The following is a 13,447-nucleotide window of genomic DNA, read 5'->3' as shown; positions in this document are numbered from 1 at the left end:
CAGCCGCCGCCGACCAGCGGATGCCCTCCGCCGGGCGGCGGCATGCCGGCCGTTGCGACAGCGAATTCTGTCTTAGTAGACAGACATTGTCGAGTATGGACACCGGGCAGAACGACGCCCGCCGACGGGGGGTCAACGGGGCGCGCGCGCCGGCACGCCGACGACGATCCCGGCGCTCGAAACGTCGGCGGTGAGCACCGCACCGGCGCCGCAGACGGTGTCGTCGGCCACCGAGACGCCCGGGATCGCCACGGCGCCGGCGCCGAAGAGGACGCGCCGGCCGAGCGTCACGTTGCCGGTGAGCACCGAGCCCGGCGCCACGTGAGTGAAATCGCCGATGCGGCAGTCGTGCTCGACGATGGCGCCGGTATTGAGGATGACGTGCGCGCCGATCACCGCGCCGGGATTGATGACGACGCGCGGCGCGACGAAGACACCGGGCCCGAGCACCACGTCCGGCGCGACGACGGCGCTCGGATGCACGACGGTCGCCCAGTCAACGCCGGCGAGCCGGGTTGCGAGCGCCTCGCGAGCCCGGTTGGATCCAACGGCGAGGATGCCGCGCTTCCTCTCTGCTCGCCATCGCACCGGCGGCGGCACGGCTCCCGCAACGCTGAAACCGAGGAGGTCGCGCCCTGCGGCGGCCGGATCGTCGTCGAATACCCCCGCGACAGGAAGCGCCGCGGCGCGGCATGCCTCCAGCACCACCTTGGCGTGGCCGCCCGCGCCGATCACCCACAGCCCCACGGTGCTCACCGGCCGCTCCGCTCGTTGTCGAGACGCTGCATCGTCGCTTCTCCCGGTGCGGAAATGCCATCGCGGCGCAGAATGGCGGCCACCGTCCAGATCATGATCCTGAGGTCGAAGGCAACGCTCGCATGGTCGACATAGAAGACGTCGTAGCGGAACTTGTGGCGCCAGGACAGGGCGTTGCGCCCGCGCACCTGCGCGAGGCCCGTGAGGCCTGGGCGGACGGCGTGTCGGCGGCGCTCCTGCGGCGTGTAGTGGGGCAGGTATTCGACGAGCAGCGGCCGCGGGCCGACAAGGCTCATGTCCCCCTTCAGGATGTTCCACAGCTCCGGCAGCTCGTCGAGGCTGGTCGCCCGCAGCAGGCGCCCGAAGCGCGTCAGCCGCTCGGCATCGGGCAGGGGGCGGCCGGCGGCATCCGTCGCCTCCCGCATGGTGCGGAACTTGATCAGGTTGAAGATCTTCTCGTCGCGGCCGACGCGCGGCTGGCGGAAGAGCACCGGGCGACCGAGCTTGAGGCGCACGCACAGCGCCACGACGACGAGGACCGGCGCAAGTAGCACGAGCCCCAGTCCGGCGCCGAGAATGTCGATGAGCCTCTTCACCGCGCCGCCGCTCCCGCCATCGCGTCCCGGAGCACGCCGATGAGCCGATCGGCCATGGCCCTGGGCCCGTGATGCGCGATCACATGGGCGCGGGCACGAGCGCCCATGGCCTGCCGCTCGGTCGCCGGCAACGCCACGAGCCTTCGGATCGCCTGGACCAGCGCCTGCGGATCCTCGGGCGGGATGGTGATGCCGGCCTCGCAGGCGGCGATCGGGTTCGTCGGCATGTCGGCGGCGAACAGCACCGGTCGCGCGGCGGCCATGTAGTCGAACAGCTTGTTGAGGCTCGTGCCGTGTCTGTAGAGCGCGATGGGCTTCAACTGGAGATAGAAGGCGTCCGCTTCCGCGAGCACGCGCCCGATCTCCTGCTTCGGCACCGGATCATCGAAGCTGACATTGTCGAGGCCGGCGGCGCGGGCTCGCTCCCTCAGGCGCTCCTTCTCGCGTCCGGCCCCGACGAGGCGGAAGCGCACATGCGAAAGACCCTCGTCCGCGCGTGCCAGGGCCGCCGCATCGATCAGCGTGTCGAGGGCGTTGGCGAGGCCGTGCGTACCGGCATAGGTGATGGTGAAGGTCTCGCGCGCTGCCGGCGGGGCGGTGCCTTCGTGCAGGTCGATATCCACGAAATTCGGGATGGTGGTTGCGCCGGCGCGCCGGCCGCCCATCCGCAGGATATGAGCCTCGGAGCCGGGCAGGAGCGTTACGATCCGGTCCGAGCGCCGGTACAGATACCTGGCGATCGCCCCCATGATCAGGACGATGGGATGGCGCTCCGAGACATTGCCGAGGGCGACGATCGACTCGGGCCACAGATCGCGGACCTCAAGCACGAAGGGCGTCCCGTTGCGCCGCGACAGGCGATAGGCCGCGAGCGCGGCAAAGAGATGCGGGCTCGAGCCGTAGACGATATCGACCGTTCCGATCCGCGCACGGACCAATGGCGCCGAGAGACGGCGGGCGAAATCGAGCATGGCGAGGAAGCGAGCGCCGGTCCGCTCCTGGTTGCCGCCTGTCTTCAGCCGCAGGAAGCGCACACCCTCGACGACCTCCTCGCGCATCGTTTCACCGGCCGCGAAGACAGTGCCGCCCGATCCCTGGTAGTGCGCTCCGGAGGCGACGATCGTCACGGAATGCCCCTGCCGCACCAGCTCGCGCGCCAGCGTAAAATGGCGCGTCCCGCCGCTCTGGTCGGGCGTGATGGCGTAGTGATTGACCATCAGTATGCGCATGACGCCTCACCCGGCACCGTCACGCCGCCGCCCGCGGACCTTCGCCCTGCCGCCGCGCGGCGACACAGGCGAGGAGCGCCGGCACTGCGGCAGCGGCGCCGAGCCACCAGGCCTGCCACATGCCGTGCGATACAGCGCCGATGGTGACGAGCACGGCGATGGTGGCACCGCCCGCCGCCCGCACGTCCGGATGGGCGGCACGCCCGAGCCGCCGGAAGGCGTCAACGACGCACAGGACGAACAACACGACGCCTGCCGCGCCGAGGTCCACCCACATCTGGATCATCATGGAATGGGGGTGAATGTCGTTGCGCGTCGGCATGTAGCGCATCTCGATGGGCATCGTCATGGAGCGGATCGCCTCCGGCCCGTAGCCGAAGATCGGGCTTGCATCGATCAGCCGGGTGACGCCCGCCCACATTTCGAGGCGGGCGGCGATGGTGCCGGCACGGAATTCCAGCGCTCCCGTCCCGTTGAGCGTTGCGAAGGCCCATTCCGATACCCAGGGCCAGACCGCGATCGCGAGTGCGATGGAGATGCAGGCGAGGCCAGCGAAAGGTCGGTAGGCCAGCCGGAAGGCGAGATAGGCCGCCACGGCGACGAGGCCCGCGAGCTGGGCCGTCTCGCTCTCGGATCGCCATGCCACGAGCGTCGGAACGAGGATGCAGGCCCCGGCGAGCGCGAGGCGCAGCCGGGGTGGCAGGGTGTCGCGCGTCAGGCCAAGCGCTGTTGCGGCGGGCATGAGGATGATCAGCACGACGCTCGGGCGGTTGTAGACGCTCAGCCACTCGTCCTTGATGCCGTGCAGGAAGCCGAGCGTGACGAAACGCTCGAGCACGACGAGGAGAAGTGCCCCGCTCAGCAGGAACGCGCCGAGGAAGACGCGCACGGTCCTGTCGCGCTCGCGTGCGGCGAAGGCGCAGACCAGATCCCGCGCGCCGGCGGCCGCCAGCGCAAGGATCGCGATCGCTGCGACGCGCGCAAGGGCGAAGCCCACCTTCCAGGCGAAAAAGCTCGACACGAAGGCATAGGCGAAGAAGAGGCCGGGCGCGGCGAGCGCCGGCGCGGCCCTTATGGCGAACCGCTGCGGTTCGCGCATGTAGAGGGCGGCGGCAAAGGGCAGCGTCAGGCCGATGATCCACGCAGGGGCCTGCGGGGCGACGATGCCGATGAGCGGGATGGCCGCGACAACGGCGGCGACAACGAGTGGCGCGGCCCGGTCGATGGCGGCCATGAGCCCTCGCCGGGCTGCCGGCGAGGTGGAAAGCGGGGAGGGAAAGCTCACGGCGAGACCGCCTCCGGGGCCTCGACCAGACGATCAACGATGGCGCAGATCCTGTCCAGGACGTCGTCGTCGACCTGGGCGCCGGAAGGCAGGCACAGCCCGCGGGCGAAGAGGTCCTCCGCGACACGTCCGCCCACCATCTCGGCATCGCGGAAGAGGGGCTGCATGTGCATGGGCTTCCAGACTGCCCGCGCCTCGATATTGACGGCCTCGAGCGCCAGGCGGACCTCCTCCGGACCGGCCTGCACGTTCTTGTCGAAGAGGGCGACGCTCAGCCAGCGATTGCAGCGCGCCTCGGGGATATCCGGGATGAAGGACAGGCCGGGAAGCCCCCCGAGCCGATCCCGATACGCGTCGAACAGGGCGCGGCGCCGTGCCACGCGATCCTCGATGGTCTCGAGCTGGGCGAGGCCGATCGCCCCCAGGATGTTGCTGAGGCGGTAGTTGTAGCCGAACTCGACATGTTCGTAGTGCGCCACCGGCACGCGCGCCTGTTGGGAGAGGTTGCGCGCGCGGCGCACCAGCGCCTCGTCGTCGGACAGGAGCGCGCCGCCGCCCGAGGTGGTGATGATCTTGTTGCCGTTGAAGGACAGGCACGTGATCTGCGCCCCGTGGCCGGCATGGCGCCCGCGCAGCGTGGACCCGAGAGATTCCGCCGCGTCGACGACGAGCGCCGCGCCATGGCGATCGCAGATCGCCGCATAGAGCGCGCCGTCGCATGGCTGCCCATAGAGGTCCACCACGATGACGGCCTTGGCCGGCCGCCCCTCGCGGGCGAGGCGCGCGAGGGTCGCATCGAGCATGTCGGCGTCGATCAGCCAGTCCTTCGCCGAGGAGTCGACGAAGATCGGCTCCGCTCCCTGATAGAGGACGGGTACCACCGAGCCGATGAAGGTCAGGCTCGGCACCACCACGCGGTCGCCCGCCTCGACGCCGAGCACGCGCAGGGCGAGATGCAGTGCCGCCGTCCCGCTGGACAGGGCGAGGGCATGGGGAAACCCGGTGTAGCGCGCGAGCGCTGCCTCGAAGCGATCGACCATGGGCCCGAGCGGCGCGACGTAGTTGCTGTCCAGGGCCTCACGCACGAGGTCATATTCGCGCTCGCTGATCTGCGGCGGGGATAGAAAGATGCGTGGGTTGGCCATCTACGTCTCCAGGGCCCGGCGAGGCCGCGACAACCTTCAGAGGGCGAGGGGGTTTGTCAACCGGCGCCGAACTGCGCCCCTGTCGATATGGTTGGCACGCGTGCCACGCAGACTTCGCCGTGGCGAAGGGCCGGGTCGGGTATCAGCCCTGCGCCGGGAGCGTGGCGCAGGACAATCCGACTGCTATTGGGCAAGAATTATTCTCTGCACGCATGTATATCACGTATAGATGGCCCGTTTCCGGCCGTCGTCGATGCGATACGTCGGCTGTATGGGTGTTCATCCAAATTTTACACATTCGAAATCTAGTGATCCTCCCGACAGTCGCCTCGCGGCGACGTCTTCCTGCAACCACCCGTCCCGAGTGACCTCTGCGATGGCTGTCCAGAAGAGCCCTGCCGGCCTCATGTTCCGGTTGTTTCCACGTCGCGTCGCACCGCGGACGAGCCTGATCGTCGCGGTCCTGCTGGCGATCAACACGGCGCTGCTCACCGTGAGCGCGACATGGATGATCGGGGCACGCATGCGCGAGGACGTCATCGCGCGCCAGTCGGCCTCCATGCGTACGGCCGCCGCCATCCTGAAGGAGCGCTTTCCCGACGCCGGGATCGTAGCCTCGGGCGGGAAGGTCGCGCGCATCGTCATGCCGGCGATCCCGGAGTTCAAGGATCACGCCATCGTTGATCAGGTGAGTTTCGCCACCGAGGACACCGCCACGGTGTTCGAGTGGGATGCGGCGACGGGCGAGTTCGTGCGCCGCACGACGAGTGTCAAGAAGCCGGACGGTTCGCGCGCTGTCGGTACGGTGCTCGGCAAGGCAGGTGCCGTGCATCCGGTCGTGGCAGCGGGCAACGTCTATACCGGCGAGGCCGACATCCTCGGCACGCCGTACTATACGCAGTACGTTCCCATCGCCACCAAGGACGGCAAGATCATCGGCGTGCTCTACGTGGGCACCAAGAAGGCGATCTTCGAGGCTGCACGCGGGGCCGTTGTCATGCCCCTTCTTGCGGTCTGTGTCGCGGCCGGCGTCGTCGTTCTCCTCGTTGCACTCGTCCTCATCCGCCGCGCGCTGAAGCCGCTCGGCGCGCTCGCTGCGGCCACGACCGCCGTAGCGACGGGCGACGGCGTCGTCGCCATCCCGTGCGGCGAGCGCGCGGACGAGTACGGCGACATGGCCCGTGCCCTTGCCGTCTTCCAGGGCCACACGGAAAGGCTCGCCCTCGCCGACCGCGACAAGCTGGAGCAGGAAGCGCGGGCGCGGCGCGAACGCTCGCAGATGATGACGCTGCTCGCCGACGAGATCGGCACCGTCGTCGATGCCGCGGCGCAGGGCGACTTCTCACGGCGTGTCTCGGCCTCCTTCGCCGATGTGGAACTGCAGCACCTGGCGGATGGCCTCAACCACCTCGTGTCCACCGTCGCGACCGGCCTCGACGAGACGGCCTCCGTCCTGCAGACCCTGACGCGGGGTGACCTCTCGGCACGTGTCACTGGTGACTTCCGGGGCTCCTTCGCCATCCTCAAGCATGGCACCAACACCATGGCCGACCGCCTGACGGTGGCCCTTCGCGAACTGTCGGAAGCTGCCTCCGGCGTGCGCACGGCGACCCGCGAGATCGCGGCGGGCGTCAACGATCTCGCCGAGCGCACGGCGGATCAGGCGAGCACGGCCAACGAAACCTGCAGTGCTCTCTCCACCTTCGCGGCCACCGTGCAGCGCAACGCCGCCCAGGCGAGCGAGGCGCATGCGGTGGCGGGCGTCGCGGAGCAGCGGGCGCGCGAGGGCCGAGACGTGCTGCAGTCGGCACGCGACGCGATGACCCGGATCCACGCCTCCTCCAGCAGGATCTCCGACATCATCGACATCATCGACGGCATTGCCTTCCAGACGAACCTGCTCGCGTTGAACGCGGCGGTGGAGGCGGCGCGCGCCGGCGAGGTTGGCAAGGGCTTCGCCGTCGTGGCGGCCGAGGTCCGCACGCTGGCGCAGGGCGCATCCGAGGCCTCGAACGAGATCAAGGCCCTCGTCACTCAGGCGCAGAACGAGGTGTCGTCCGGCGTGTCGCTGGTCGAGGCCACCGCCGAGAAGCTGGGCGGCATCTTCCAGGCTATATCGGATGTGACCGCGCTGATGAGCGGCATCACCCGGTCTTCCGGCGAGCAGGCCGCCAAGGTCGCCGACCTGAGTCGCGCCGTCGACCGCATGGGCGACATGGCCCAGCAGAACGCCGCGCTGGTGGAGGAGACCCACGCCGCCATCACGGTCACCGAGCAGCAGACGCAGCGCCTGGAAGAGCTCGCGTCGCAGTTCGATACGCGTTTGCACGGCACGGAACGCAAGGGGCAGGCGTCCGGCGCACGCCAGGGCCTCGCCGCCTGAGGCGGAGGCGGCCGGCGCGCCCGCCCCCCGGCTTCGTCGAGAGGGGCGCAGTCGCGGAGGAGGGGCGCGAAGCAGTGAGGCGAAGCGCCTTCATCGGCCGGACCGTCGACCTTCGGCTCCGCGGCGGATCGGCGCCAGAGAGGGCTGCGTCATCCGCACGCTGCCTTGGCGGCCTGCCGTGCCGCCCTGCGACTTGGGCGGTACGACAGAGCCAAGTCATACGAAACTAGTTCCTTGCCGGTGCCGCGGCATGCAGCGCATCACGGGCATGCGGCGGCCGTCGCGGCTCATCGGCGGCGCGCCAGGCAGCGGTCCATGGTCTTTGCGTGTCAAATCGACCCCGGTCACGCGTGCCGCCAATTATCTGCGCCCTGGAACATCTTCGTTGCGATGAGGAACTTAACGAAAAATCATCATTGTCATCGATTCTTGTGAAGTGGGTATCTCCGTAAGCGCGGCGATCAGGAAATTTCGTTCCGGCTCCTGACGTCGTCAGAAAGTGATCGCCGTCAAGTCTTCGCGATCAGAACTTTTCGATAGGTCAACATCGCCGCCATATCTATGGCAGTTCCCGGCCTTGGCCGGCCGTATTCCGTCCGACGACTGTCGGCGCTAGCGTCCTCGCCAACTAATCATGGAGGAACGTCCGGTGCTGTTCTCGTCCCAAGCCTTCCGCGATCACGAGGAAGTCGTCTTTTTCCGTGAGCCTGCCAGCGGCCTGAAGGCCATCGTCGCCGTTCATTCCACAGCGGCCGGCCCCGCGTGCGGCGGGACGCGCTTCCACGCCTATGCCAGCGAGCAGGAAGCGATCGACGACGTCCTGCGCCTGAGCGCCGCCATGAGCCTGAAGAGTGCGCTGGCCGGCCTGCCGCTGGGCGGCGGCAAGTCCGTCATCATCGGTGATCCCGAGCGCGACAAGACGCCCGCTCTCCTGGAGGCTTTCGGCCGTGCCCTGGACCGGCTCGGCGGCCGCTATGTCGCGGCCGAGGACGTCGGCATGTCCCCGCAGGACCTGCAGATCGTCGCCCGCGCCACGCGCCACGTCGCCGGCCTGCCGGCGGGTCCGGCCGCGAGCGGCGATCCATCGCCCCTCACGGCCCGCGGCGTGCTGCGCGGCATTGAGGCGGCGGCGCGCTTCAAGCTCGGCCGCGAGACGCTGCGAGGCGTCAGGGTAGGTATCCTCGGCCTCGGCCATGTCGGCTCGGCCCTCGCGCGGCTGCTGCACCAGGCCGGAGCCGAGCTCGTCGTGGCCGACATCATGCCGGCGCCCTGCGAGGAGTTTGCCCGTCTCGGCGCCCGCGTCGTCGAGGTCGAGGCGATCGTCGCCGAACCGCTCGATGTCTTCGCCCCCTGTGCACTCGGCGGCATTCTGAACGAGGTGACGGTCGAGCGCCTGCAGGCACCGATCGTCGCCGGTGCGGCCAACAACCAACTCGCATCCGATGCACAGGCTGTCCGCCTGTTCGAGCGCGGCGTTCTCTATGCGCCCGATTTCGCGATCAACGCCGGCGGCATCATCAACGTGGCGGGCGAGATCGCCGGCAGCTACCACCGGGACGAGGTGCTCACGCGCGTCGATGCGATCGGCGAGACCCTGCGCGCCATCTTCATGCGCGCCGAACGCGAGCGGCGCTCGCCGCATTTCGTCGCCCTCGCGATGGCGGAGGAGCGGCTCGACGCCGCGCGGAAGCTCCGTGTCGAGAGCGGTGCCCGCGCAGCGTGAGGTGCCGTGCCCTTGTGGACCATTCCCGGCGGATGCTACCCATCCGCCGGATGGGGCGCGCGGACTGTGGCCCAGGCGTCGGGTCCGCGGGCCGGGCGGGGTTCGGCCGTCGGGGCGCGCCACACACGAAACGATTGGGAGGACTGAATGTTGCGCTCGTCAGCCGGCGCCGTTGTGGCGCTCGTTCTGGGTCTCGCGGCGGCTCGGGCCGAACCGCTGACGGTGGCGGTGACCTCCATCGTCGACCATCCGGCCCTGAACGCCGTGCGCGACGGGGTCAAGGACGGCCTCGCCAGGAGCGGCTTCAGCGAGCCCGACAAGGTCAGGATCGTCTTCGAGAGCGCCCAGGGGCAGCCCGCGACCGCGGTGCAGATCGCGCGCCAGTTCGTCGGCCAGAAGCCGGCGGCCATCGTTGCCATCTCGACGCCGTCGGCGCAAGCCGCGGTGGCGGCGACCAAGGACATTCCCGTGGTTTTCAGCGCCGTGACCGATCCCGTCGGCGCGCAGCTCGTGCGCTCCCTCGACAAGCCGGGCGCCAACGTCACCGGCGTCTCGGACATGTCGCCGGTCGCCGATCAGGTGGCGCTCGTCAAGGAGATGACGCCGAACGTCAAGCGCCTCGGTGTGCTCTATAACCCGGGCGAGCCCAATTCGGTGACGTCGGTGAAGATGCTGAAGGAGGCCGCGGCCAAGCATGGCATGAGCGTGGTCGAGGGGCCGGCCAACAAGTCGGCCGACGTGCAAGCCGCCGCCCGCGCCCTTGTCGGCAAGGTCGATGCTGTCTACGTGCCGACGGACAACACGATCGTCTCCGCCTTCGAATCCGCTGTCGGCGTGCTGCAGGCGGCGAAGCTTCCGCTCTATGCCGGCGACACGGACAGCGTGCCGCGCGGCGCCGTGGCGGCGCTCGGCTTCAACTACCGCCAGGTCGGTGTGCAGACCGGCGAGGTCGTGGCCCGCATCCTGAAGGGCGAGAAGGCGGGCGAGGTCCCGGTGGTCTTCGCCGCGGGCACCGACCTCTATCTCAACAAGAAGGCCGCGGCGGCCATCGGCCTCGCCTTGTCCGACGCGCTCGTGAAGCGCGCCACCAAGATCGTCGAATGAGCGACCGTCCCCAGGGAGCGGAACGCAGCGGGAGGTCACGGGCGGGCTCGGGCCTCGCGGCCGCCCGGGCGCAGCGGTCCTCGATGTCGGGCTCCTCGCTGCGCCCGGCCGGGGACGATGGGGACGGCGAAGCCCATCATGCCACCACCGCGCGGGCGCCTGTCCCGTGCTATTGAGTGCGCCGCCGGGCTTGAGGGCGCGCAGGGCCCTCGCTGCTCCGGTGCGAAGGGGATCGCGGATGCGCGGGCGTCCGGCGGTCCGGTATGAGAGGACCCCCGCATGAGCCTCGTTGCCTTCCTGGGCGCCGTCGAGCTCGGGCTCGTCTATGCCCTCGTTGCGCTCGGCGTGTTCCTGTCCTTCCGCGTGCTTGACTTCCCCGATCTCACCGTGGACGGCTCCTTCCCGCTGGGGGCAGCAGTCGCGGCCACCATGATCGTCGGCGGTTCCGACCCCTGGACAGCTACCCTCGTCGCGGTCTTCGCCGGCGCGCTCGCTGGCCTCGTCACGGCCTATGTGAGTGTGCGCTGGGGCGTGCTGCATCTGCTCGCCTCCATTCTCACCATGATTGCGCTGTTCTCGGTCAACCTGCGCATCATGGGCCGGCCGAACGTGGCGCTGCTCACGCAGGACACGGTGCTCACGCCCTTCTACGGCAACGGGCTCGCCGAGCATGTGGTGCGGCCGCTCTTTCTCGGCCTCGTCGTCTGCGCCGCGGCGGCGGGGCTCGCCTGGTTCCTGCGCAGCGAGCTCGGCCTTGCCATGCGCGCCACGGGCGCGAACCCGCGCATGGCACGCGCCCAGGGCATTCGCACGGGGGGGCAGGTCATGGCGGGCGTCATGCTGTCGAACGCCCTCGTCGGCCTGTCGGGGGCGCTCTTCGCCCAGACGAACGGCTTCGCCGACGTGACGTCGGGCGTCGGCACCATCGTCGTCGGCCTCGCCGCCGTCATCGTCGGCGAGACGCTCCTGCCGACGCGGCGCATCGGGCTCGCGCTCGCGGCCTGTGTGCTCGGCTCCGTCCTCTACCGGCTCGCCGTGCAGCTCGCGCTGTCGGCTGACATTCCCGGCCTGCAGGCATCCGACCTCAACCTCGCGACCGCCGTGCTCGTCCTCGTCGCGCTCGTCCTGCCGCGGCTCAAGCGGAGGGTTTTCGCATGATCGAGGTCGCCGATCTCGCCGTCACGTTCAACGCCGGCACACCGCTCGAGCGCCAGGCCCTGCGCGGTGTCTCGCTCCGGCTCGAGAACGCCGAGTTCGTCTGCGTCATCGGCTCGAACGGCGCCGGCAAGTCCACGTTGCTCGGCGCCATCGCCGGCGACGTGGCCGCGACTTCCGGCCGCGTGGTGCTCTCCGGCCAGGACGTGACGCGCCTGCCGGCGGAAGAACGCTCGCCCCATGTGGCGCGCGTCTTCCAGGATCCGCTTGCGGGGAGCTGCGGCAATCTGAGCATCGCCGAGAATCTCGCGCTCGCGCTCGCGCGCGGCCGCCGCCGCGGGCTGAGGGCAGCGCTCGGCCGTGTGAGCCTCGCCACGGTCCGCGAGCGCAGCGCCGAGCTCGGCCTGGGGCTCGAGGACAGGCTCGACCAGCCCATGGGCTCGCTCTCGGGCGGCCAGCGTCAGGCACTCGCCCTCGTCATGGCGACACTGGCGCCGTCGAGTGTCCTGCTCCTCGATGAACACACGGCGGCGCTCGACCCGCGCAATGCCGAATTCGTGCTGGACCTTACGCGCCGCCTCGCCGAGCGCTTCAAGCTCACCGTACTCATGGTGACGCATTCCATGCGCCAGGCGCTCGACTATGGCTCGCGCACCATCATGCTGCACGAGGGCCGTATCGTCCTGGATGTGACGGGGCCGGAGCGCCACGACCTGACCATCGAGGATCTGCTCGCGGAGTTCCGCAAGGCGCGCGGCGGGGAGATCAGCGAGGACCGGCTGCTCGTGGGCTGAACGAGGAGCCCATGCGCCCGCGCTCGATATCGCTCCTCTCGTCAGGAATTTTCTCGGGCGGCTGTCGGCTCCTCGCCTCCCCGAACGTCCTCCGGACGATCGGATCAAGAGGAGCCCCTGATGGCCAAGCTGATTTTCGTGAACCTGCCCGTCAGCGATCTCGAACATGCGACCGCCTTCTACGAGGCCGTCGGCGCGCAGAGGAACCCGCAATTCTGCGACGGAACGGCGTCCTGCATGGTCTTTTCCGAGACCATCCACGCCATGTTGCTGACGCATGACAGGTTCCGCGCGTTCTCGCCGAAGAAGATCGCGGACGCGAGGACGACCAGCGAGGTGCTCATCTGCATCTCCGCCGACAGCCGGGAGGGCGTGGACGACATGGTGGCGAAGGCGGAAGCTGCGGGAGGCATCGTCGATCCATCCCCGGTGGAGGACTACGGCTTCATGTACGGCCGCAGCTTCGAGGATCCCGACGGCCATATCTGGGGGGTGATGTGGATGGACGTCGAGGCGGCGATGGCCGCGCGGGGCGAGCCTGCCGGGGCCTGATCGCCGCGCCTGGAGCAGGGTACCGAACGGTACGAAGGGATTTCGCCGTGGCATGCCTTCGGCCGGTTGGGGTCCGCTCGAAGGCGCTGGCATCGACCACGGCAGCCCCGGCATCGGCCCGACCCCGGTGCAGGTTGTGGGCGCGCCAGGCCGGGCAACCGGACCCTGACCTCGTACCTCCATCGACAGGACGCACCCATGTCCAAGATCTCTCCTTGCCTGTGGTTCGACGGCGAAGCCGAAGAGGCTGCGAACTTCTATGTCTCCCTGCTTCCGGATTCGCGCATCGACCGCGTCCAGAAGAACGTCACCGACAGTCCCGCTGGCAAGGTGGGCACGGTGCTGGTCGTCGACTTCACGCTCGCCGGCCAGCGTTTCATGGCGCTCAACGGCGGCACGCGATTCGACTACACTCACGCGATCTCCTTCCACGTCGACTGCGCCGATCAGGCGGAGGTCGACCGGCTGTGGGACGCGCTGTCCGACGGCGGTGTCGCGGAGCGATGCGGCTGGCTCAGGGATCGCTACGGTGTTTCGTGGCAGATCGTCCCGAAGGTCCTCGGCGAAATGCTCGGCGATCGCGATGCGGCCAGGGCGCAGCGGGTCATGCAGGCGATGCTGCAGATGGTCAAGCTCGACATCGCCGGCCTCAAGGCGGCCTATGACGGCCGACCGGCCGCCTGATGCCGGGCCGGCGCCTGCCGCGGAGCGACGACGGGGCGAGG

The 13,447-nt window shown here is 69.3% G+C and carries 12 protein-coding genes; 7 read left to right on the top strand and 5 right to left on the bottom strand.

Annotation, left to right across the window (positions count from 1 at the left end; translation table 11 throughout):
* Nucleotides 1-132: 132 nt before the first annotated feature.
* From QNA08_RS08070 to QNA08_RS08050, 5 genes are read right to left on the bottom strand one after another with little or no spacing between them, the layout of a single operon-like run.
* Nucleotides 133-756, bottom strand: coding sequence for an acetyltransferase (locus QNA08_RS08070; protein ID WP_283740188.1), 624 nt, complete (start codon nucleotides 754-756; stop codon nucleotides 133-135).
* On the bottom strand, nucleotides 753-1,352 hold the full coding sequence (locus QNA08_RS08065) for a sugar transferase (RefSeq protein ID WP_283740187.1): 600 nt from the start codon (nucleotides 1,350-1,352) through the stop codon (nucleotides 753-755). Before QNA08_RS08065 ends, QNA08_RS08070 begins: the two co-directional genes overlap by 4 nt.
* Entirely contained in the window at nucleotides 1,349-2,581 is a 1,233-nt protein-coding gene (locus QNA08_RS08060) for a glycosyltransferase family 4 protein (protein ID WP_283740186.1), read from the bottom strand. Before QNA08_RS08060 ends, QNA08_RS08065 begins: the two co-directional genes overlap by 4 nt.
* A gap of 19 nt (nucleotides 2,582-2,600) precedes the next feature.
* Nucleotides 2,601-3,815, bottom strand: a complete 1,215-nt coding sequence (locus QNA08_RS08055; protein WP_283740185.1) for an O-antigen ligase family protein — start codon at nucleotides 3,813-3,815, stop codon at nucleotides 2,601-2,603.
* Between the two features lie 47 nt (nucleotides 3,816-3,862).
* Nucleotides 3,863-5,011, bottom strand: coding sequence for an aminotransferase class I/II-fold pyridoxal phosphate-dependent enzyme (locus QNA08_RS08050; protein ID WP_283740184.1), 1,149 nt, complete (start codon nucleotides 5,009-5,011; stop codon nucleotides 3,863-3,865).
* A 376-nt stretch (nucleotides 5,012-5,387) separates the two neighbouring features.
* Between QNA08_RS08050 and QNA08_RS08045 the strand changes: the two genes are divergently transcribed.
* The 7 genes from QNA08_RS08045 to QNA08_RS08015 all read left to right on the top strand — a co-directional run bounded on the left by QNA08_RS08045 (nucleotide 5,388) and on the right by QNA08_RS08015 (nucleotide 13,406).
* Nucleotides 5,388-7,394, top strand: coding sequence for a methyl-accepting chemotaxis protein (locus QNA08_RS08045; RefSeq protein WP_283740183.1), 2,007 nt, complete (start codon nucleotides 5,388-5,390; stop codon nucleotides 7,392-7,394).
* A 634-nt stretch (nucleotides 7,395-8,028) separates the two neighbouring features.
* Nucleotides 8,029-9,117, top strand: a complete 1,089-nt coding sequence (locus QNA08_RS08040; RefSeq protein WP_283740182.1) for a Glu/Leu/Phe/Val family dehydrogenase — start codon at nucleotides 8,029-8,031, stop codon at nucleotides 9,115-9,117.
* Nucleotides 9,118-9,264: 147 nt separating this feature from the next.
* Nucleotides 9,265-10,221: an ABC transporter substrate-binding protein gene (locus tag QNA08_RS08035; RefSeq protein ID WP_283740181.1), complete on the top strand. Its 957-nt coding sequence runs from the start codon at nucleotides 9,265-9,267 to the stop codon at nucleotides 10,219-10,221.
* A gap of 279 nt (nucleotides 10,222-10,500) precedes the next feature.
* The gene (locus QNA08_RS08030; protein ID WP_283740180.1) at nucleotides 10,501-11,379 is read left to right on the top strand and encodes an ABC transporter permease; all 879 of its coding nucleotides are present in this window, start codon (nucleotides 10,501-10,503) and stop codon (nucleotides 11,377-11,379) included.
* Entirely contained in the window at nucleotides 11,376-12,170 is a 795-nt protein-coding gene (locus QNA08_RS08025; protein ID WP_283740179.1) for an ABC transporter ATP-binding protein, read from the top strand. Before QNA08_RS08030 ends, QNA08_RS08025 begins: the two co-directional genes overlap by 4 nt.
* 120 nt (nucleotides 12,171-12,290) lie before the next feature.
* Nucleotides 12,291-12,722, top strand: coding sequence for a VOC family protein (locus QNA08_RS08020; RefSeq protein WP_283740178.1), 432 nt, complete (start codon nucleotides 12,291-12,293; stop codon nucleotides 12,720-12,722).
* Between the two features lie 198 nt (nucleotides 12,723-12,920).
* Nucleotides 12,921-13,406 (top strand): VOC family protein, encoded by a 486-nt coding sequence (locus QNA08_RS08015; RefSeq protein ID WP_283740177.1) that lies wholly within the window; start codon nucleotides 12,921-12,923, stop codon nucleotides 13,404-13,406.
* The last annotated feature ends 41 nt before the right edge of the window (nucleotides 13,407-13,447 follow it).

Source organism: Chelatococcus albus (assembly GCF_030067675.1).
GTDB classification, from domain to species: Bacteria; Pseudomonadota; Alphaproteobacteria; order Rhizobiales; family Beijerinckiaceae; genus Chelatococcus_A; species Chelatococcus_A albus.
The sequence above is the reverse complement of the archived record's forward strand: the minus strand, read 5'-3'. Positions and strand labels throughout refer to the sequence as shown.